The following is a 21,455-nucleotide window of genomic DNA, read 5'->3' on the forward strand; positions in this document are numbered from 1 at the left end:
CCGTCTGTGCTCGAGACGCCGGCCGCGCCCCAGCAGGACCGCCGTCCGCTCGAGCTCGAGGAGCCCTCCGTGACCAGGAGTACCGCCACCACCCCTCACCGCACCGCCCGTCGGCGACGTCGCGCCGTCATGGCGTGCCTCGTCGGCGCGGTCCTCGCCGCCGCCGGCGCGATGCCGGCGTCCGCCGCGAACGCGCCGCAGGCCTCGGTCGTGAGCGAGGTGCCGGCCTCCTGGACCCCGCAGGTGGAGGACGGCGCCGTCGTCGCCCTCACCCAGATCGGGCGGACGGTCGTCGCCGGCGGCACCTTCACGTCCGTGCGCGAGGCCGGCAGCAGCACCTCGCTGCCCCGCAACGGGCTCTTCGCCTTCGACGCCCTCACGGGGAAGATCGACACCGCCTTCGACGCGAAGCTCGTGAACGGGTCGGTCAACTCGCTCGACAACGACGGCACCTCGATCTACGTCGGGGGGACCTTCGGCGGGGTCGCCGGGAAGACGACGCAGCGCCGCGTCGCCAAGCTGACGCCTGCGGGCGCCCTGGCCCCCGGCCAGCCGAAGACCCCCAACAGCGCCGTCAGCGAGGTCGTCGTCCGCGGCGGCCGCCTCTACGTCGGCGGCGCCTTCACCGCCGTGGGCACGACGCCGCGCAGCGCGCTGGCGGCCTACGACGCGACGACGGGCGCCCTGCTGCCCGACGTCGCCCTCGACTTCGCGGGTCAGTACAACGGCGGCACGACGACGATCAAGCGCTTCGACGTCGCCCCGGACGGACGGACGCTCGTGGCCGTCGGCAACTTCCTGACGGTCGGCGGCCTGCCGCGCGAGCAGGTCGTCGGTGTCGACCTCCCGGCCACCGGACCCGCGACGGTCAGCGCCTGGTCGACCGACCGCTTCTCGCGCGCGAAGAACTCCTCGTGCAGCCTCTCCTTCGACAGCTTCGTGCGTGACGTCGACTACTCCCCGGACGGCAGGTACTTCGTCGTCAGCACCACGGGCGCCTTCGGCGGCGGCAGCGGCAGCGGCACCCTGTGCGACAGCGTGAGCCGCTGGGAGACCGCCGCGGCCGGGACGGGCGCCGGCGCCCAGCCCTCCTGGGTGGACTACACGGGGGGCGACACCTCCTACGGCGTCGCGGTGACCGGGACGGCCGTCTACGTCGGCGGGCACTTCCGCTGGTTCAACAACCCCTACCGCGCCGACCGCCAGGGCCCCGGCGCCGTCTCCCGCGAGGGCGTCGCCGCCCTCGACCCGCGCAACGGCCTCCCCCTCGCCTGGAACCCGGGGCGCACCCGGGGCGTCGGCGCCCAGGCGATGCTCGCCACGGACGCAGGGCTGTGGGTGGGCAGCGACACCGACCGCTTCAACGACCGCCTCCGCGCCCGCATCGCCTTCGTGCCGCTGACCGGTGGCACCTCGGTGGCAGCCGACGACGACCCCGCCCCCTCCTTCCTGCACCAGCACCTGTACTCCGTGCAGCGCTCCGGCACCCTCTTCACGCCCGCGGCGCTGCAGCGCACGCCCGCTGACAGCCTCGCTGCCGGCACGCCCGCCCCGACCACGGTCGACCAGACCGTCGACTGGGCGAACACGCGGGGCGCCTTCCGCGTGGGCTCGACGCTGTACTACGGCCGCAGCACCGGCCTCTTCGCCCGCAGCTTCTCCGCCCAGGGCGCCCTCGGCCCCGAGCGCAAGGTCGACCTGCGTCCGGACCCGGCCACGGGAACGGCCATCCCCTTCTCGACGGGCAACCTGAGCGGCGCCTTCTACGACCCGGAGCGCCACCGCCTGTATTACACGCTGACCAACGACTCGAAGCTCTACTACCGGTACTTCACGCCCTCGAGCGAGGTGGTCGGCGCCGTCACCTTCACCGCCGGCACCGGCGGCCTGGACCTGCGGTACGTCGGCGGCATGACGCTCTCCGGCGGCCGCGTCTACTACGGCAGCACGAGCGACGGCGGCCTCCGCTCGGTCGCCTTCTCCGGCGGGTCCATGGTCAGCGGCACGGCGGTGCGCGTGGGCACGAGCACGAGCTGGCGGGGCAGCGGCATCTTCGTGGGCGGCCCCCAGGTCGACCAGCCGCCGACGGCGGTCGCCAGGGCCACCTGCACCGACCTGACCTGCTCCTTCGACGGCACCGGCTCCACCGACCCGGACGGGCCCCTGGCCTCCTACACCTGGGACCTCGGTGACGGGACGACCGCCAGCGGCCCGACGGTCTCGCACACCTACGCGAGCGCCGCGTCCCGCACGGTCCGCCTCACGGTGACGGACTCCGCCGGGACGTCGGCCTCCACCACGGCCACGGCGACGACCACGCCGCCGCCGGACAGGGCGCCGACCGCGGTGGCCACCGCCTCGTGCACCGACCTCTCCTGCACCTTCGACGGGTCCGGCTCCAGCGACCCCGACGGCCCCCTCGCCCGCTACACCTGGCAGCTCGGTGACGGCACGACGGCCGACGGCGCCGTCGTCTCGCACACCTACACCGACCCGGGCGAGCGGACGGCGACCCTCGTCGTCACGGACTCCGCCGGGACGACCGCCTCGGCCACGACCGTGGCGAGGACCTTCGCCCCTGCCACCACGCAGGTGGCGCACCGGGCCACCGCCTCGGCCGGGAGCACCAGCAGCTCGGTCTCCGTGGTCGTCCCGGCCGAGGTCCAGGCCGGCGACCAGCTGCTGCTCGCCGTCTCGACCAACCGCGCCGCGGTGTCCGCACCGCCCGCGGGGGTCGGCGACTGGACCGAGGCCGGCCGTGCGGTCGGCGACCGGGGCGAGCTCGTGACGACGCTCTGGGCGCGCACCGCCGACGGCACGGAGGCGGGCCGGCCCGTCGTCGTCCAGCACGACGCCGCGACGAAGTCGACGGCCGTGCTCGGCGCCTGGTCCGGCGCCGTGGTGGACGCGGTGGCCGTGGGCGGCTCCACGCCGACGGCGGGCACCCACGTCACCCCGACGGTCGAGGCGCAGCGCCCCGGCTCATGGGTCGTCTCGGTCTGGAGCGACAAGTCGAGCGCCACGACGACCTGGACGCCGCCCGTCGGCGTCCTCCCCCGGGCCACCGCCCTCACGGGCGGGAGCGGCCGGGTCACCGCGCTGGTCGCCGACTCGGGCGCCCCCGTCGCCGCCGGCACGGCCGGCGGCCTCGCCGCCACGACCGACGGCGGCTCCCTCAAGGCGGCCATGCTCTCGGTGGTGCTGCGCCCCCTCTGAGCCGCTGCGGGTCCTCACCCGCGACCCGCGACGCCCTGCTCCGGCCACGCCGGAGCAGGGCGTCGCCTTGCCGGTCGTCGGTCACCGTGCGTCCACGGCGAGGTCCACCTCGCCCGTCCTGCCCGGATGGCCCTACGCGCTGGTGCGCCTCCCCCGCCGATCGGGTGATTACGGGGACGACGGTCTCCGGAGGCGTCTACCGTCTGTGACGACTCGGGGCGCGGACGACGCCAGCAGCCGGGCGAGCGGGACGGGGACACCAGCATGGGCGTGCAGCAGCGGACGTGGACGACGAGGACCGGGCCGGGAGCCGCGCTCCTCGCGGCTCTCGCCGCCCTCCTCCTGGCCGTCACGACGGCGACGGACGCCTCCGCCGTCAACGCTCCGCACGCCGGCGTCGTGTCGGCTCGGCCCGCGGCGACGACGCCCGACGTCCTCGACGGCGCCGTCCTCGCCATCACGCAGGTCGGCGGCACCGTCTACGTCGGCGGCAGCTTCACGCAGGTGCGTGACCGCAGCACCGGCACCACGCTCGCGCGGCGCTCCCTCTTCGCCATGGACGCGACGACGGGTCGGGTGCTCACCAGCTTCGCCCCGGCGCTCGACGGCGCGGTCAACTCCCTCAGCACCGACGGCACCTCGCTCTTCGCGGGCGGCTACTTCAGCACCGTCAACGGCACGACGCAGCGACGCGTGGCCAAGCTCACCTCGAGCGGGGCGCTCGCGAGCGGGCAACCCCCGATGCCGAACAGCGGTGTCAACGAGGTGGTCGTCAGCGGTCAGCGCCTCTACGTCGGCGGCTCCTTCACGTCGATGGGGGGGATGGTGCGGAGCGGCCTGGCCGCCGTCGACAGGACGAGCGGGCGACTGCTGGCCGACGTCGACGTCCCCTTCGAGGGCCAGTACAACGGCGGCGCGACGAACGTGAAGCGCTTCGACGTCAGCCCGGACGGACGCACCCTCGTCGCCGTCGGCAACTTCACCACCGTCGGCGGCCAGCCGCGGCAGCAGGTCGCGGTGCTCGACCTGCCCGCCACCGGGCCCGCCGCGGTGAGCAGCTGGGCGACGGACCGCTACGACGCGGCGCGCAACACGGGCTGCTCGAAGAACTTCGACACCTGGACGCGCGACCTCGACATCTCCCCCGACGGCACCTACGTGGTCATCAGCACGACCGGCGCCTACGGGGGCGGCGCGAACGCGGGCGTCCTGTGCGACACGACGACGCGCTGGGAGATCGGCGCGGACGCGAAGGCCCCCGGCCAGCAGCCGACCTGGGTCGACTACACCGGCGGTGACACCACCTACGGCGTCGCCGTCACCGGTGCCGCCGTCTACGTCGGCGGTCACATGCGCTGGCAGAACAACGCCTTCCAGGGCGACCAGGCCGGCCCGGGCGCCGTCCCCCGCGAGGGAATCGCCGCGCTCGACCCGAAGAACGGCCTCCCGCTGTCGTGGAACCCCGGCAAGGAGCGGGGCGTGGGCGCCCAGGCGCTCTTCGCCACCTCTCAGGGCCTGTGGGTGGGCAGTGACACCGGTCGCTTCGCCGGGCTGCTCCGCCAGCGCCTCGCCTTCCTCCCCCTCGCGGGGGGGACGTCGGTCCCCGAGGTGCAGCAGGCCTCCCTCCCGGGCAGCGTCTACGCCGTCCAGCGCGGCACCGCCCCCTCGTCCGTGCTCTACCGGGTGAACGCCGGCGGACCCCTCGTGCTCAGCCAGGACGACGGGCCCGACTGGGCGGCCGACACGGCGACGACGTCCCCGCTGCGCACGTCGGGCAGCTCGACGTCGTCGGGGACCACGTCCTCTCTCGACGCGAGCGTCCCCGCCGGCACGCCGCGCGCCCTCTTCGACACCTACCGGTGGGACGGCGCCGGCGGCGACGAGATGCGCTGGCGCTTCCCCGTGACCGCCGGCCGGACGGTCGAGGTCCGCCTGCTGCTCGCCAACCTCTGCAGCTGCACGAGCCGGGCCGGCCAGAGGAAGTTCGACGTCGCGGTCGACGGACAGCTGTGGCTCGACGACCTGGACCTGTCGGCCTCCCCGGGCCACACGGTCGGCACCGTCCTGCGGCGCACGGTCGTCAGCGACGGCTCCGTCGACGTCGACTTCCTCCACGTCCTCGAGAACCCGATGGTCAACGCCATCGAGATCGTCGACCCGGCCGCCTCGGGGACGAGCGCCGTCTCCCTGGTCCGCCGTCCCGTCGACGCGACCGGAACGCCCGTCGGGCCCTCGGAGACCGTGTCGACCGACGCGAGCTGGGCGGCCGCCCGCGGCACCTTCCTCGTCGGGACGACCATGTACTACGGGACGTCCACCGGCCTGCTGGCGCGCGACTTCACCGACGGCGTCGCCGGGGCACCGCGGGAGGTCGACCTCCACGACGACCCCGAGGACGGACGGCGGATCCCCTTCCCCACGGGGCAGCTGACGGGAGCCTTCTTCGACCCCGCGACTCACCGCCTCTTCTACACGGTGAACGGCGACGCCCGGCTGCTGTACCGCTACTTCACGCCCGAGAGCGAGGTCGTCGGCGCCCAGACCTTCGTGGGCGACGCCGGCGGCCTCGACCTCTCCGGCGTCACGGGCATGGCGCTCGCCGACGGTCGGGTGCTCGTCGCCGGTCGCGACGGCTCCCTGCGCTCCATCGCCTTCACCGGTGGCGCCCTGAGAGGACCCGCGACCACGCTGTCGAGCGACGGCAGCTGGGCCTCCCGCGGTCTGGTCGTCGCCGGCCCGGCGCCGGAGCCGCCTAACCGGGCGCCGTCGGTGGTGGCGGCGGTGACGTGCGCGGGTCTGACCTGCACCTTCGACGCGACCGGCTCGACCGACGCCGACGGGACCATCACCGGCTACGCCTGGGACTTCGGTGACGGCACCACCGGCACCGGCGCCAGCACCCAGCACCCCTACACCACCCCCGGCGAGCGGACCGCGACCCTGACCGTCACCGACGACGACGGCGCCACCGCCACGACGTCCGTGACGGCCGCGCCCGAGCCCCCGCCGACCAACGTCGCCCCGACCGCCGCGGCCACCGCGACCTGCGACGAGCTGGCCTGCACCTTCGACGCCACCGGCTCGACCGACACCGACGGCACTATCACCGCCCACGCCTGGGACTTCGGCGACGGCACCACCGGCACCGGCGCCACCACGCAGCACACCTACGCCACCGCCGGTGACTACACCGCCACCCTCACCGTCACCGACGACGACGGCGCCACCGCGACCACCACCACGACCCTCTCCCCCCGCACCACCCCGCCGCCGGCACCGACCACCCCGATCGCCTTCCGCGCCGCCGCCGACAACCAGGGCAACGCCGGCGCCGCCACCGTCACCCTGCCCGCGTCCCTGCGGGCCGGCGACCAGCTCCTCGTCGTCCTGACCACCAACCGCGACGCCACCCTCGGCGCCCCCACCGGCGCCGGCGACTGGGGCCAGCCCGTCCAGCAGGGCACCGGCGACAAGGGACAGGTCGAGACCACCGTCTACGCCAAGACCGCCGACGGCACCGACGCCGGCCGCACCCTGCGCATCACCTTCGACGAGTTCTCCAAGTACACGATCACCGCCACCGCGCACAGCGGCGCCGTCCTGGAGTCGGCCACCCTGGCCGCCGAGACCGCCAACCGCGCCGCCCACACCACCCCGCCGGCCACCACGACCGTCCCCGGCTCCTGGGTCGTCTCCTACTGGGCCGACAAGACCAGCGCCACCACCGGCTGGACCTCCCCCGCCGCCACCACGGACCGCGCCGAGACCATCGGCACCGGCGCCGGGCGCATCACCTCACTGCTCACCGACTCCGGCGCCCCCCTGCCCACCGGCCCCCACCCCGGCCTCACCGCGACCGCCGACTCCGCCACCCTCAAGGCCACCACCCTCACCCTCGTCCTGCACCCCACCCCCACCGACGGTGGCGGTGAGGGCGGAGACGGGACCGCGGAGCCGCCTAACCGGGCGCCGTCGGTGGTGGCGGCGGTGACGTGCGCGGGTCTGACCTGCACCTTCGACGCGACCGGCTCGACCGACGCCGACGGGACCATCACCGGCTACGCCTGGGACTTCGGTGACGGCACCACCGGCACCGGCGCCAGCACCCAGCACCCCTACACCACCCCCGGCGAGCGGACCGCGACCCTGACCGTCACCGACGACGACGGCGCCACCGCCACGACGTCCGTGACGGCCGCGCCCGAGCCCCCGCCGACCAACGTCGCCCCGACCGCCGCGGCCACCGCGACCTGCGACGAGCTGGCCTGCACCTTCGACGCCACCGGCTCGACCGACACCGACGGCACCATCACCGCCCACGCCTGGGACTTCGGCGACGGCACCACCGGCACCGGCGCCACCACGCAGCACACCTACGCCACCGCCGGTGACTACACCGCCACCCTCACCGTCACCGACGACGACGGCGCCACCGCGACCACCACCACGACCCTCTCCCCCCGCACCACCCCGCCGCCGGCACCGACCACCCCGATCGCCTTCCGCGCCGCCGCCGACAACCAGGGCAACGCCGGCGCCGCCACCGTCACCCTGCCCGCGTCCCTGCGGGCCGGCGACCAGCTCCTCGTCGTCCTGACCACCAACCGCGACGCCACCCTCGGCGCCCCCACCGGCGCCGGCGACTGGGGCCAGCCCGTCCAGCAGGGCACCGGCGACAAGGGACAGGTCGAGACCACCGTCTACGCCAAGACCGCCGACGGCACCGAGGCCGGCCGCACCCTGCGCATCACCTTCGACGAGTTCTCCAAGTACACGATCACCGCCACCGCGCACAGCGGCGCCGTCCTGGAGTCGGCCACCCTGGCCGCCGAGACCGCCAACCGCGCCGCCCACACCACCCCGCCGGCCACCACGACCGTCCCCGGCTCCTGGGTCGTCTCCTACTGGGCCGACAAGACCAGCGCCACCACCGGCTGGACCTCCCCCGCCGCCACCACGGACCGCGCCGAGACCATCGGCACCGGCGCCGGGCGCATCACCTCACTGCTCACCGACTCCGGCGCCCCCCTGCCCACCGGCCCCCACCCCGGCCTCACCGCGACCGCCGACTCCGCCACCCTCAAGGCCACCACCCTCACCCTCGTCCTGCACCCCACCCCCACCGACCGCTGAGGGGAGCAGGCCGCGAGGAGCGAGGTCGCCTCAGCCGTCTCCGAGGAGGAAGACCTCGTCGAGGACGCCTAGGAACTGGTCGTTGTCCTCGCGCGTGCTCTTGCCGCCGATCCTCAGGGGCCCGCTCGGCGACACGTCGAGGCCGGGAGGCAGTTCGGCCACTCCTCGCCGGGCTCCGTCGACCAGCACCTCGAGGCGCGCGCCGGACCTCTGGCAGGAGAGCTCGTGCCATCGACCGTCCGCGACGGAGACGTCCGCCTTCGCGACGTGGATGTCGGACGACCCGGTCCCGACCACGACGCACGACGGCCGCCCGGGCGTCCCGTCCACCTGGAGCTTCCACTGGCCGCCACCGTCGGTGGAGAACCCACGCTGGAGGACGTTGGCTCCCTTGGAGGTCTCCTGCGGCGTCATGAGGATCGCGGCGCCGTAGGCGAAGTGGCCGTCCCCGGGAGGCGGGTCGTCGTCCTGGACCACCAGCAGCGCCTTGCGGCACGCGGAGGGCGCGTCTGGACGGCAGGATCCGTCAACGAGTCGGAGCGCGCGGCCTCGTCCGTCGCGCCCCGGGACGAGGAGGGGTCCACGCCCCGAGCCCTCGGCGCGCACGACGGCGAAGCGAGACGGGCCCGCTGCCAGCACCGCGCCGTCGCCGAGCTCGTCCGAGCCACCACCGACCTCGTCCAGCGTCAGGTCGAGGTGCTTGACGCCGGCCGGGGTCGTCGGTGCCGGGGAGACGGCGGTCGTCGGGTCGCTCCGAGCACCCGCCCCGCGCGCCGGCGGCTCCGAGGGACCGGAGCAGGCCGCGACGGCTGCGAGCAGTGCGATCGAGGCGAGCAGCGGCCCGGGCGCGAGTCGTCCGAGGTGCGTCATCCAGCGAGGCTCCCACCGGGTCGACGCGAGCGTCGGCCGACGGGCGGGTCGGGCGCCCCTCGCGCACGACGCCACCCGGTCGGCCGAACCGTCGTCGGGCGCGCAGGCGAGCGGTGCCCACCCCGCTACTCTCTCGTCGACCCAGTGGTCCGCGGACGTCCCGCGGTCCCGGACCGACACGCGGGAGGACGAGATGGCGCCCCCGGGGCCCCCTGCAGGCCGAGGCGTCGACGTCCTCTACGTGGGCGGCGTGCCGCGCAGCGGATCGACCCTCACGGACCTCATGCTCGACGGGCTGCCCGGCCACGTGGCCGTCGGCGAGCTCTTCTACCTGTGGCGCAACGGCGTGCAGAGGGACAACCTCTGCTCGTGCGGCGCCGCCTTCAGCCGTTGCCCCTTCTGGGACGCCGTGGGCGAGGTGGCGTTCGGCGGGTGGTCGGGCGCTCTCGCGACGAGAGTCCTGCGCTTGCAGGACGAGGTGGACAGGACGTCCCGCATCCCGCTCCTGCTCTCCAGGCGCGGCAGCGCGGCGTTCCGCGCGGCGCTGGCCGAGTACGACGACGTCCTCGGCCGGCTGTACCGGGCGATCCGGGACGTGTCCGGGGAGCGCGTCGTCGTCGACTCGTCCAAGCGCCCTTCCCTCGCCTACGTGCTGCGCGGTGCACGCGACGTGGACCTCCGCGTCGTCCACGTCCTACGAGACCCGCGCGGGGTCGCCTACTCCTTCAGCAAGGTCGTGCCCCTGCCTGCGGGGGCCTCCCACGAGTCGACGATGCCCCGCAGCTCGACGCTGAAGGTCGCTCGACGCTGGAACACCGTGAACGCCAGCATCAGCGCACTCCGGGCGACGGGCGTCCCCCTCGTCCAGGTCCGCTACGAGGACCTGGTCGCCCACCCCCAGCAGCAGCTGCGACGCGTGGCTGCCCTGCGCCCGGACCTCCCCCTCGCCCTGGGCGACCTGTCCTTCGTCGAGGACGGCGTGCTCCGCACGGGGACGACGCACGTCGTGGTCGGCGGACGGGTCCGCCTCGGCGACGACGCGGTGCGCCTCCGTCTCGACGAGGCCTGGCGTCGCGAGATGCCCGGGCGCTCCCGTCGCGCGGTCAGCGCCCTCACCGCCCCGGCGAGAGCGGTCTACGGCTACCGCTGAGGCCCCCGCCAGGTCCGAGCGGGTGGCGGGACGCTCGAGCAGGGCCGACGACCCCCGCAGCGGACCTATCATCTCCAGGGTTCGCGCGCCCCGGACCGGTAGAGCGCGAGGAGGGGGGGACGAGATGAGCAGCAGCAGCGGGACGGACTTCGGGTCGACTGACGTCGCCGACTACGGCCGTCGCATCACGCGACGCTGGTGGCTCGTGCTCGGGGGGGTCGCGCTCGGCCTCGCCGGTGGTGCGGCGGCGACGTGGGCCCAGACCCCCCTCTACACGTCGACGACCTCGGTCCTCGTCGAGTCGCCGAGCACCGGGGCCGACCAGCGCTCGGCCGAGATCAACCTGGACACCGAGGCCCAGCTGGTCAGGTCGACGCGGCTCGCCGACGAGGTGCGCGCCCGCCTCGACGTCGACCTCTCTACGACCGAGGTCCGTGAAGCGGTCACCGTCACGGTCCCCCCCAACAGCCAGGTGCTCGACCTGACCTTCTCGGCGTCCACGGCCGAGGACGCCCAGGCGGGTGCGAGCGCCTACGCGGAGGTGTACCTCGACCAGCGCGAGGCCGTGGCCGAGCAGCGCGTCCAGGACACCATCGACTCCCTCACGGCCCAGCTCGCCTCGCTCCGGGAGGACCTCGACCAGTCGGCGACACCGGGGACGGTCCTCCCCGGTTCGACCCAGCAGCTCCTGGCCGAGTCCCAGCGGGACATCATCATCAGCCAGATCACCGATCTCAACAGCCGCCTGGCGCCGCTGCGGGCCACCGCCGTCGAAGCCGGCGAGGTCATCTCGCCGGCCGGGCTGCCGCGGTCGCCGACCTCTCCCGTCCTCCTGCTGGACCTGGTGGCGGGGGCCCTCGTCGGCCTGCTCCTCGGCCTGGTGGCCGCGCTGGCCGCCGACCGCCTCGACAGGCGGGTCCGGCGAGCGTCCGACCTGGAGCGGGCGGCTGCTGTGCCGGTGCTGGCCGAGGTCCGCGACGGCGACCTCCGGGGCGCAGCCCTGTGCGCTTGCCACGACCGCGACTTCGACCTCATCCGCAACGAGCTGACCAGCGCCGACCCCACCCTGCGCGCCGTGCAGGTCCAGGACCTGGCCGGTGGAGGACCCGGGGCTGCCTGCTCCGCCCGGCTCGCCGCCGCCCTGCACCGGACCACCGGCTCCGGCACGCTGGTCCTCGCGTCCGCCGAGTCCCCCCTCGCGTCGTGGCTCGCTCTCGACGGTCGGCCGGGCCTCGCGGACGTCCTCCGCGGCGACGTCCCGCTGGAGGACGTGTGGATGCGTAGCGAGCAGCTGGGCGGCGTGGTCGTCCTCCCTCCGGGCCGCTCCGCGGACGACCTCGCCGACCTCGTGCAGTCCCCGCGCTTCACCGACGTCTTCACGCAGCTCCTGCGCGACCAGCGCGGTGGGGTGGTGGTCGACACCCCGGGTGCCGACACATCACCGGGCGCCCAGTCCGTCTCCCGCCTCACCGACGCCGTGGTGCTGGTCGCCCGCGCCGGCGAGACAGGGCTCGACCGGGCTCGCACGGCGGCGTCGGTCAACGAGCGGATGGGGGCACGGGTCTCCGGCGCCGTCCTGGTCGCGGGTCCCCGCCGAGGAGCACCCCGCCACGAGCACCGAGACGGCACACGCGCTGCCAGCGCTGCGCCGACGACGTCACGAGCGCACCGCTGAGCGCGCCGACCGGCACCCACCCGCGCACCAGGCCGCCCACCGCCGGCGCTGAGGTGGCCCCCTCGGCGGGGCGTCGCGCGCCGTGGACGCTCCCCGCGGGCTGGCCCGTCGCAGCGCTCGTCGCCGGCTACCCCGTCTGGTGGGTCCTGGGCCTCACCGAAGTCATCCTCCCTCTGGCCGCCGTGCCTCTCGCCCTCCAGCTGGTCAGGACCAGGCAGAAGCTCCGCCTCCCGCGGGGTGCGGGGCTTTGGGGGCTCTTCCTGCTGTGGGTCGTGCTGAGCGTCGTCGCCATGGACGTCGTCCCGGAGGGCACCCTGCCGCCGTCCGGAGGCGGGCGCTACGTCGCGGTCGCCGCGCGCCTGGCGAACTACGTGGCGGCCACGGTCGTGCTGCTGTACGTCGGCAACGCGTCCGAGCGGGTGCTGCCTCGCCGTCGGGTCATCACCTGGATGGCGCTGCTCGCCGTGTGGATGGTCGCGCTGGGCCTGGTCTCGCTCGTCCTGCCGGGTGCTCGCGTGCCGACTCCCCTCGGCGCCCTCCTGCCCGGGGGCAGCGCCTCGGCCCCCCTCGCCCAGGTGCAGAGCATCCTCGGCGCCAGCGCGCCGAGGCCGGCCGCCCCCTTCGCCTACACCAACATCTGGGGCTACGTCCTCTCGCTGCTGCTCGTGTGGGTCGTGGTGGGCTGGGTCGTCCTGCGCTCCGGACGCGGGCGCCTCCTCGGCGTTGGACTGCTCGTCGCGGCGGTCGTCCCTCTCGTCCTCTCCCTCAACCGCGGCGTGTGGCTGGGGCTGGCGCTCGCAATCGCCTACGCCGCGGTCCGCCTCGCCCTCCGGGGGAAGCTCCTCGCAGTGGGGGCGCTCGTCGTCGTCGTCCTGGTGGGCGGCGGCGCCACGGCGGCGACCCCTCTGGGGGACGTGGTCAGCGCCCGCGCCGACGCGGGGCACAGCGACAGCGTGCGAGAGACGCTCGCGCGGGACGCCGTCAGGGTCGCCGTGGACTCCCCTGTGCTCGGCTACGGCACCACGCGCGCGGCCCGGGGCAGCGCGTCGTCCATCGCCGTCGGTCCCTCACCGGACTGCCCCCAGTGCGGGAGCCGCAACATCGGCAGCACTGGACAGCTCTGGCTCCTGCTCGTCTCGCAGGGGATGGTGGGGGCCGCGCTCTACTTCTCCTTCTTCGCCTCGGTGCTCTGGTCGGCGAGGAGGGACCACTCGGCCGTGGGCATCGCCGGGAGCGCCGTCGTCCTGCTGTCGCTGTACTACTCGACGATCTACGTCGCCCTCAACATGCCGCTCGTCATCACGCTGCTGTCCGTCGCGCTCCTCTGGAGGAACGGGCGGGACGCGAGCACACCGCTCGTCCCCGCGGCGGTGCGCCCGTGAACGAGCACCCGGGCGCTTACGTGGAGTCCATGGTCGAACGGCTGCACGGCGGTCCGCCCACGGAGCGCAGGTCTGGCAGCGCCTGGGCGGCGTTGCCGTCGAGATCCCGTCCGCGCCTGGTGGTGGGACCCGGCTCCGCGCTCTCCGCGGCCCGCTCGGTCAGCCGTCAGACACAGGGCCGCCGCGCCCGCACGCGCGTGTTCCGTGCCCTGGCGACCGCAGCCGTGGTCTCGGGCCTGCCCGCCCGCCTGTCGGCGTGCGCCGTGCCCGTCCGCGCGGACGACGACCGCTCCTCACCGCTCGGGGCCGTGCTCGACCTCCTGGGCGTTCCGAGGGCGCAGGTGACCATGTCGGTCGGTCCGCCCCGCGCCAACAGGAAGCCGGTCCTGCAGCTCAGCGACGAGGGGGGCCAGCCCCTCGCCTACGTCAAGGTGGGGCACGACGACCTGACCCGCTCGCTCGTGCGGCACGAGGCGCACTCGCTCGCGCGCGTCGCGGAGGCCGCCATCCCGACGCTCCGCTGCCCCGACGTCCTGGGCCTCGTGGAGCGGGAGGGTCTGGCGATGCTCGTCCTCGCCCCACTCCCCTTCCCCGGTCGGGCCCTGCCCAGCAGACGCGCCCAGGAGGCGCTCGTCCGCTGCGTGGCCGACGTGGCCTCCATCTCGGGCCCTCGACGCTCGTCGTGGTCGACGGGGCCCTGGGCACAGCGCCTCCGGGCGTCGCTGGCCGACTCGGGGCCGACAGGAGGACGGCTCCTCGAGCAGCTGGCCACGCTCACCGATCTCCATCCGGATCTGATCACCAGCACCTGGCACGGCGACCTGAACCCGGGGAACGTCCTCCTGCACCAGGGCGGGGCTGTGGTCTGGGACTGGGAGCGCTTCGAGGACGGACCTCCGCTGGGGGCGGACCTCCTCCACCACCACCTCTCCCGATCGCTCTTCGTCCGCGGTCAGGACCCGGCCGCCTCGGCCCGCTCCTCGCTCGAGACGGCACCCGACCTCCTGGCACCGCTCCTGCCGGCCGCAGACGGCCAGGAGGCGGTGGCCGTGGCCCGCATCTACCTCGTCGCCCTCGCGGCTCGCTACCTCGAGGACCGCCGGGACAACCCGACCTCGCCCGTCGCACGCGTCGAGGACTGGCTCCTCCCAGCGCTGGAGCGTGCACCGACCACCCCCCACACGACCCATCGCAGGAGGCGACCATGACGAGGCACCCGCTCGCGGAGACGGCGCGACGAGGGCTGCTCCGGGCCTCCGACGCGACGCTCCGGCTGTCGGCGCCGCTGCGCATGCAGCCCGACTTCCTGATCGTCGGGGGCCAGCGCTGCGGGACGACCTCCCTCTTCAAGACGCTGGCCCAGCACTCGGGCGTCGCACGGCCCTTCCTCCGCAAGGGAGTGCACTACTTCGACACCTCCTACGACGAGGGGCCCGCCTGGTACCGGGGGCACTTCCCCGTCGCAGCGACGTCCCGCCTGCGACGGGGCGGCCGTCGCGCCCTGACTGGCGAGTCCAGCCCGTACTACATGTTCCACCCCTTGGCGGCCGAGCGGATAGCCCGTGACCTACCGGGCGCGAAACTGCTGGCGCTCGTCCGCGACCCTGTCGAGCGCGCGTACTCGGCGCACGCGCACGAGAGCGCTCGCGGCTTCGAGACGGAGACCTTCGAGCGGGCGCTCGAGCTGGAGCCCGAGCGCCTCGCCGGCGCCCGCGAGCTGGTCCGCGCCGACCCCACGACCACCCACTTCTCCCTGCAGCACCACGCCTACGTCGAGCGGGGCCACTACGCCGAGCACCTCCGGAGGGTGGAGGCCCTCGTGGGGCGCGAGCGGCTGCACGTCGTGGACAGCCAGGACTTCTTCGACGAGCCCGTCCCCGTGTTCCGCGAGGTGCTCGACTTCTTGGGCCTGCCCGAGCAGCCCGGCATCCGCTTCGAGCAGCACAACGCTCGGAGGCGCTCGCCGATGGCCGGGGACCTCCGGAAGTCGCTCGAGGAGCACTTCGCTCCGCACGACGAGGCCCTGGCCCGCTGGTGGGGGCGGACGCCCTCGTGGCGGAGGTGACGGCACAGGCCGGACCGGCCGAGCCCTCCGTCGACGCCGGCGACCGCCACCTGCGGCGAGTCGCCCGCGGCGGCGCCTTCAGTCTCGTCGGGGCCGTCGTCTCCGCCGTCCTGACGCTCGCCTTCACGGTGCTCGTCACGAGGAACCTGGACGGGGCGGACGCAGGCATCTTCTTCGCGGCGACGAGCGCCTTCGTCATCGCCTGCGCCGTCGCGCGGCTCGGCGTCCCGACCGGTGTCGTCTACTTCCTGTCCCGGCTGCGCGCCACGCACGAGGAGCACCGCCTGCGGCCGGTCGTGCAGCAGGCGGCGGTGGCGGTCGCCCTGCTCTCGGTCCTCCTGGCGGTCGCGGGCATCGTGCTCGCCCCGCAGCTGGCCGACCTCCTCGCCGCCGGCGCACGCGCGCCCGAGGTCGTCACGCTGGTCCGTCTCCTGGCCGCCTTCGTGCTCGTGGCGTCCCTCAACGACGTCGCCGTAGGGGTCACGCGCGGGTACGGGACCGTCCGCCCCTTCGTGCTGGTCGAGCGCATCACCCGCCCCCTCCTCCAGCTCCTGCTCGCCGGAGCAGCCCTGGCGGCAGGGGCGCGGAGCCCGCTCTGGCTGGGGCTCGCCTGGGTGGCTCCCTACGCCGTCAGCGCTGTGGTCCTGGGTCTCTGGTCCTCACGCCTGCGCCGTACCGTCGAGCGCCGGGCCGGTGCGCGGGAGCACGGCGGCTGGAGGGCCGAGGTCGCGACCTTCTGGCGCTTCACAGCCCCGCGCAGCGTGGCGGGTGTGACGCAGATGCTCCTCCAGCGGGCCGACATCCTGCTGCTCGCGGCCATGCGCGGCCCGGCTGAGGCGGCCGTCTACACGGCGGCCACACGCTTCCTCGTCTTCGGCCAGCTGGGTGGCGGCGCCATCAGCACGGCCGTCCAGCCGAAGATCGCCGCTCTCGTCGCACGGGACGACATCAGCGGCGCCCAGAAGGTGTACCGGGCCGCGACGGTCTGGCTCGTCCTCGCCTCCTGGCCCGTCTACCTCCTCTCGGCCGTCTTCGCCCCTCAGCTGCTCACCATCTTCGGCGCCGACTACGCACGCGGCACGAGCACCGTCATCGTCCTGAGCCTCACCATGCTCGTGGCCACGGCCTGCGGGGCGGTCGACGTCGTCCTGATGATGGCGGGCCGGTCGTCCTGGACGATGGCGAACTCGTTGGTGGCCCTGGCCGTCAACCTCGCGCTCAACCTGCTCCTCATCCCGCCCCTCGGGATCTTCGGCGCCGCGCTCGCCTGGAGCGCCTCCATCCTCGTCGGCAACCTGCTGCCGCTCGCCCAGCTGGCCCGCCACCTCCACCTCCACCCCTTCGGCCGCCCGGGTGTCGTCGCCATGGGACTGGCCGCGGGCTGCTTCGGCCTGGCGCCTGCGCTGGCGGCCCTCGCCTCCTGGACGGCGGCCGCGGTCGTCGCCGCCCTCGGCGCCTGCGTCTACACAGGTGCGGTCTGGCGCCACCGACGGCTCCTCGACCTGCACCAGTTCGCGGCCGTGCGCAGGAGGAGCTCATGAGCCCCCCCTCCCCTGCGAGCTCGTCCTCGGAGGGACGCCCACGAGCGCGCCCGGCGGGCCCCGTGGTAGTCGGCGTCCTCAGCCACCGGGACGCGCCCCTGCTGCGCCGACTCGTCGACCGACTGCTGGACGGGGAGGAGACCGTCGTCCTCGTGCACCACGACCCGCGCGGGCCCGAGCTCGACCTGCCGCGGTCCGACCGCGTCCTGCTGGCCAGGTCCCCTGTCGAGTGCCGTTGGGGTCGCCCGTCCCTCGCGCGCGCCGTGCTGGGCACCGCCACCGAGGCGCGCGACCGTGTGCCGGAGCTGTCGTGGTTCCTCCTGGTCTCCGGGCAGGACTACCCGTGCAGACCGATCGGTGACATCGAGCGGGAGCTCGCCTCGAACGACGCCGACGCCTACCTCAGGTGGTTCGAGGTCCCCACGGTGCCGGGCGCCGACGAGCACCCCTGGCAGGCGGTCACCCGGCGTCGGTACCTGCACCGGCGCCGGCTGCCCCGGTCGCACCGGTCGTTACCCCTGCCCCGGCGCCACCCCTTCGACCAACGGACGCCCTTGGTCGTCGGAGACATGTGGGTCAACCTGGGTCGACGTGCGCTCGACCACCTCATCGAGCAGCGAGCACGCCGTCCAGAGCTCGAGAGGTACCTCATGACCTGCTCGGTGCCCGACGAGGCGGTCGTCACGACGCTGCTCCACGACGGCGCGGAGGGTCTCCGGGTCGTCGGCGACCGGCGGCGGTACATCCGCTGGGTGCAGGGCGAGGCCCATCCGGCCGTGCTGGGCCTCCAGGACCTCGAGGCGATCAGCACCGGTGGTGACTTCTTCGCCCGGAAGGTCGACGGCGACCTCTCCCGGCCCCTGCTGGACGCGCTGGACGCACGGGCGCAGCGATGACGGGGACGACGACACCGGGTGGTGACCAGGTCCTCTTCATCGCCGGCCTCGGCCGCAGCGGCTCGACGCTCGTCGAGCGCCTCGTCGGCGACCTCCCCGGGGCCTGCCCCCTCGGTGAGGTGGTGCACCTGTGGGAGCGGGCGCTCCGCGACGACGAGACGTGCGGCTGCGGCACGCGGTTCTCCGCGTGCCCCTTCTGGACGGCCGTGGGCGAGCACGCCTTCGGGGGCTGGCACCACGTCGACGTGGACGAGGTGCTGGCGCTCAAGGCGAAGGTGGACCGGACGCGCCACATGCCGCTCATGCTCTGGCCCGTGCTGTCCCGACGTCGCGCGGCGGACGTGCGCCGGTACGCAGACCTCTACGAGCGCGTCTACGCGGCCGCGCGCGAGGTCTCGGGCGCCGAGGTCGTCGTCGACTCCAGCAAGCACGTCTCCCTCGTGCTCGTCCTGCGCAGGACCCTGACGGGGCTGCACGTGCTCCACGTCGTCCGAGACGTCCTCGGCGTGGCCCACTCCTGGCAGAAGGCCGTCCTCCGCCCCGAGGTCCGGGACGGGGACGCCCTCATGCCCCGCTATCGACCGGGCTACGTCGCCGTGGCCTGGAGCCTCTACAACAGCGTCCTCCTGCTTCTTCCCCGGACGGGGACCGACGTCCTCCTGCTCCGCTACGAGGACTTCACGGACGACCCTCGCGGAGCGCTGCGACGAGTGGCAGCGCACGCCGGTCTCCCGGCGGCCGGCGCTGACGAGCTCTTCGTCTCCGACCACGAGGTCGTCCTCTCCCCGAGCCACACCGTGGCCGGCAACCCCATGCGCTTCAAGACGGGGCGGACACCGCTGCGGCGGGACGAGAGCTGGCGAGCAGGACTCCGGCGCCGGGACGCGCTCCTGGTGACCGTCGGCACGGCACCCATCAGACGCCTTCTCGGCTACGGCCGGTTGGCCCGCTCGACGAGGAGGTCCCGTTGGACCAGCAGCACGTGACGGCGACCGGCGAGGCCGAGCACCCGGACGTCACGGTGGTCATCCCCACCCGGGACCGACCAGACCTCCTCCGCCAGGCGGTCGACGCCGTGGTGGCGCAGGAGTACGCGGGCCGTGTGCACGTCCTCGTCGTCTTCGACGGGACGAGCCCCGACCCGGGCCTCGAGCGGCAGGGGGAGCAGCGTCGGGTGACCACGACGACCAACGTCCGCAGCCCCGGGCTCGCGGGGGGCAGGAACACCGGCCTGGAGGCGGCCACGACCGAGCTCGTCGCCTTCTGCGACGACGACGACGTCTGGCACCCGTTGCGACTGGCGCGTCAGACGGCTCTCCTGACGACCCGCCCCGACGCCGTGATGGCGACCTGCGGCATCCGGGTGCGGTACGCCGACGTGAGCGTGGACCGACGCCTCGAGGCGGAGGCGGTGCTCCACGCGGACCTGCTGCGTTCGCGCCTCACCGAGCTGCACCCCTCCACCTTCCTCATGCGACGCGAGCCTCTCCTCCGGGAGGTCGGGCTCGTCGACGAGGCCATCCCCGGGAGCTACGCCGAGGACTACGACTTCCTCCTGCGGGTCGCCCGTGTCGCCCCCCTGGCCAACGTCCCCGACGCCCTGGTCGACGTCAGATGGCACGAGAGGTCCTTCTTCGAGGGCCGCTGGCGAACCATCGTGGAGGCCCTCGAGTGGCTGCTTCGCCGGCACCCCGAGTTCCACGGAGAGCGGCGCGGTCACGCGCGCGTGCTGGGGCAGATCGCCTTCGCCGAGGCGGCCCAGGGGCACCGGCGAGCGGCTGTGGGACGAGCGGTGCAGACGCTGCTGCGCTGGCCGCTGGAGCCGCGCGCCGCCCTGGCCGTCGCCGTGGCCAGCGGTGCGGCTTCGCCCGAACGCGTCCTGCGGGCGCTCCACCGGCGCGGCAAGGGCGTCTGACCGCCGCCCGCCCGTCCCGGGTGGGCAGCGGGCCGGCGCGCTCGACCGAAGACGCACAAGAGCGGGCGTGGGCGCGGCGTCGCCGCGTCCACGCCCGCTCTGGGCACTCTGCTCAGCTCGCGACGGCGGTCCGCCATGCGGCGATGGACGAGGCGTCCAGCAGCCGGAAGTCACCGCCCACCGTGCAGTCGAAGTAGAGGACCCACGACGCGCGGTTGTCGCGCAGCCACTTCGCCGAGGCGTCGAGCCAGCGCCCGCGCCCGACGCCGGTCGGGTCGTTGGCGAGCATCCGGCTGCCGAACTCGGCGATGCCCCACGGCTTGCCGACGCTCTCGGAGGCCTTCTTCACCGGACCGAAGAGGTCAGTCGGCGAGACGAACACGCCACGGTCCGCCTGCAGGTTGTAGCAGTCCCACCCGAGCTCGTCGACGACGTCGTCGCCCGGGTAGTAGTCCTTCCAGTTGCGTCCGGACCGGCTGTTGAGCGTCCAGCACATGAGGACGGGCGTGGCCTTGAGCTGGTCGTTGCCCACGCTGTCGGCGATGCGGTCCAGCCGCGCGAAGGCCGCGCGGAACTGCGCGGTCGTGAACTCGCCGCGCTCCACGTTGTCCTCGGGCTCGTGGAAGTAGGTCCAGCTGACCTGACGGTCGCGGGGCGCCTTCGCGAACCAGTCCTTGAAGTGCGCGTCCAGCTTGCCGGAGATGATGTCCGCCGGCGCCGCCTTGAAGGACACGACGACCGGACGTCCGCTGACCCCGGCGGCACCGGACCACGAGCCCGGCAGCCCCGGGTAGAAGACGCGCGTGGCGTCCATGCGCCCGAACTTGGCGTCCTGGCCCTTGAGCGCGTCGACGTAGCTCTGCTGTCCGACGGGGAAGACGTTGCTGCCGAAGAGCGTGCCCGACGTCGCGGGCGCGGGCGCCGGCGGCGGCGGGGTCGGCGTCACGGGCGGCGGCGGCGGGGTCGGCGTCACGGGCGGCGGCGGCGGGGGCGTCGGCCTGGCGGGCGGCGGCGGGGTGGCGGTCGTCACCGAGTACTTCACGACGAGCTTGGGCGCCGTGGCGCTCCCCGACTCCTTGCTGAGGATCTCGCTGACGCCGCTCGGCACGGTGACCGCGAAGTTGAGGTCCGCCGCCTCCTTGACCAGGCCGGTGACGTCCACGGAGAAGCCCTTGGTCCTCGCCGCGGGCGCGATGCTCGTGACGGAGCCCTTGGCGGCGGGCGCGGTGCGCCACGTCACGGTCTTCTCGTCCCAGCGGGCGGAGCCGAGGTTCGCCACGTCGACGCGCGCGGGCTGGTTGCGGCTGGAGCTGATGCGGAGCTCCGCCCCGGTGACCTCGGCGCCGGCGGGCAGCTTGGGCGCCTCGAACCGCAGGAGGGCCTTCTTGGTCATCGACGAGGTGGCCGCGGCCACCACCTTGGTGCTGGCGCCCGTGGTGCGCGTGGGCGCCTCCTTCTCGACGTAGGCGTCGGCCTTGACGACGCTCGTGGCGGTGCCGTTGGTCGTGGCGGCCTGGGCGGCCGGCAGCGACACGAGCGCCGCGCCGGCGACAGCGGCGCTCGCGGTCAGCGCCGTCAGCGAACGGCGAGCGCGGCGATGGTTCCTGGGCAT

The 21,455-nt window shown here is 74.4% G+C and carries 13 protein-coding genes; 11 read left to right on the forward strand and 2 right to left on the reverse strand.

The annotated features are described in order from the left end of the window. The first annotated feature begins 69 nt into the window (after nt 1-69). Nucleotides 70-3,216 carry a PKD domain-containing protein gene (locus tag Q0789_RS02330; protein WP_298801728.1) on the forward strand — a complete coding sequence of 1,049 codons (3,147 nt, stop codon included), beginning with the start codon at nt 70-72 and terminating at the stop codon, nt 3,214-3,216. Nucleotides 3,217-3,480: 264 nt separating this feature from the next. After that, a complete protein-coding gene (locus Q0789_RS02335; RefSeq protein WP_298801730.1) occupies nt 3,481-8,349 on the forward strand; it encodes a PKD domain-containing protein in 4,869 nt (1,622 codons plus the stop codon). A 30-nt stretch (nt 8,350-8,379) separates the two neighbouring features. Here the strand turns inward: Q0789_RS02335 and Q0789_RS02340 are convergent, their stop codons facing one another. After that, nucleotides 8,380-8,826 (reverse strand): LamG-like jellyroll fold domain-containing protein, encoded by a 447-nt coding sequence (locus tag Q0789_RS02340; RefSeq protein WP_298801732.1) that lies wholly within the window; start codon nt 8,824-8,826, stop codon nt 8,380-8,382. Nucleotides 8,827-9,469: 643 nt separating this feature from the next. Here Q0789_RS02340 and Q0789_RS02345 point away from each other — a divergent pair. From Q0789_RS02345 to Q0789_RS02385, 9 genes are all read left to right on the forward strand, one after another. Further along, nucleotides 9,470-10,369: a sulfotransferase domain-containing protein gene (locus tag Q0789_RS02345; RefSeq protein ID WP_298801734.1), complete on the forward strand. Its 900-nt coding sequence runs from the start codon at nt 9,470-9,472 to the stop codon at nt 10,367-10,369. 124 nt (nt 10,370-10,493) lie between these two features. Then, complete coding sequence (locus Q0789_RS02350; protein ID WP_298801736.1) at nt 10,494-12,044, forward strand: Wzz/FepE/Etk N-terminal domain-containing protein; 1,551 nt, start codon at nt 10,494-10,496, stop codon at nt 12,042-12,044. A 290-nt stretch (nt 12,045-12,334) separates the two neighbouring features. Continuing rightward, nucleotides 12,335-13,426, forward strand: coding sequence for an O-antigen ligase (locus Q0789_RS02355; RefSeq protein WP_298801738.1), 1,092 nt, complete (start codon nt 12,335-12,337; stop codon nt 13,424-13,426). Between the two features lie 197 nt (nt 13,427-13,623). Next, nucleotides 13,624-14,634, forward strand: coding sequence for a phosphotransferase (locus Q0789_RS02360; protein ID WP_298801739.1), 1,011 nt, complete (start codon nt 13,624-13,626; stop codon nt 14,632-14,634). Further along, nucleotides 14,631-15,491, forward strand: coding sequence for a sulfotransferase (locus Q0789_RS02365; RefSeq protein ID WP_298801741.1), 861 nt, complete (start codon nt 14,631-14,633; stop codon nt 15,489-15,491). Before Q0789_RS02360 ends, Q0789_RS02365 begins: the two co-directional genes overlap by 4 nt. Beyond that, complete coding sequence (locus Q0789_RS02370; protein ID WP_298801743.1) at nt 15,488-17,032, forward strand: lipopolysaccharide biosynthesis protein; 1,545 nt, start codon at nt 15,488-15,490, stop codon at nt 17,030-17,032. The genes Q0789_RS02365 and Q0789_RS02370 overlap by 4 nt, the downstream gene beginning before the upstream one ends. Then, nucleotides 17,029-17,928 (forward strand): beta-1,6-N-acetylglucosaminyltransferase, encoded by a 900-nt coding sequence (locus Q0789_RS02375; RefSeq protein WP_298801745.1) that lies wholly within the window; start codon nt 17,029-17,031, stop codon nt 17,926-17,928. The genes Q0789_RS02370 and Q0789_RS02375 overlap by 4 nt, the downstream gene beginning before the upstream one ends. After that, nucleotides 17,925-18,914, forward strand: coding sequence for a sulfotransferase (locus tag Q0789_RS02380; protein WP_298801747.1), 990 nt, complete (start codon nt 17,925-17,927; stop codon nt 18,912-18,914). The genes Q0789_RS02375 and Q0789_RS02380 overlap by 4 nt, the downstream gene beginning before the upstream one ends. Further along, nucleotides 18,896-19,843, forward strand: coding sequence for a glycosyltransferase family A protein (locus tag Q0789_RS02385; protein ID WP_298801749.1), 948 nt, complete (start codon nt 18,896-18,898; stop codon nt 19,841-19,843). The genes Q0789_RS02380 and Q0789_RS02385 overlap by 19 nt, the downstream gene beginning before the upstream one ends. A gap of 112 nt (nt 19,844-19,955) precedes the next feature. On the opposite strand, the gene Q0789_RS02390 is transcribed toward Q0789_RS02385, so the two are convergent. After that, complete coding sequence (locus Q0789_RS02390) at nt 19,956-21,455, reverse strand: DNRLRE domain-containing protein (RefSeq protein ID WP_298801751.1); 1,500 nt, start codon at nt 21,453-21,455, stop codon at nt 19,956-19,958.

Source organism: uncultured Pseudokineococcus sp. (assembly GCF_947499845.1).
Lineage (GTDB): Bacteria > Actinomycetota > Actinomycetes > Actinomycetales > Quadrisphaeraceae > Pseudokineococcus.

Bases quoted from the DNA above. Each gene is read 5' to 3' on its own strand.
- Q0789_RS02335 (WP_298801730.1), top strand. From the start codon at position 3,481: ATGGGCGTGCAGCAGCGGACGTGGACGACGAGGACCGGGCCGGGAGCC.
- Q0789_RS02350 (WP_298801736.1), top strand. From the start codon at position 10,494: ATGAGCAGCAGCAGCGGGACGGACTTCGGGTCGACTGACGTCGCCGAC.
- Q0789_RS02355 (WP_298801738.1), top strand. From the start codon at position 12,335: ATGGACGTCGTCCCGGAGGGCACCCTGCCGCCGTCCGGAGGCGGGCGC.
- Q0789_RS02365 (WP_298801741.1), top strand. From the start codon at position 14,631: ATGACGAGGCACCCGCTCGCGGAGACGGCGCGACGAGGGCTGCTCCGG.
- Q0789_RS02375 (WP_298801745.1), top strand. From the start codon at position 17,029: ATGAGCCCCCCCTCCCCTGCGAGCTCGTCCTCGGAGGGACGCCCACGA.
- Q0789_RS02380 (WP_298801747.1), top strand. From the start codon at position 17,925: ATGACGGGGACGACGACACCGGGTGGTGACCAGGTCCTCTTCATCGCC.
- Q0789_RS02390 (WP_298801751.1), bottom strand. From the start codon at position 21,455: ATGCCCAGGAACCATCGCCGCGCTCGCCGTTCGCTGACGGCGCTGACC.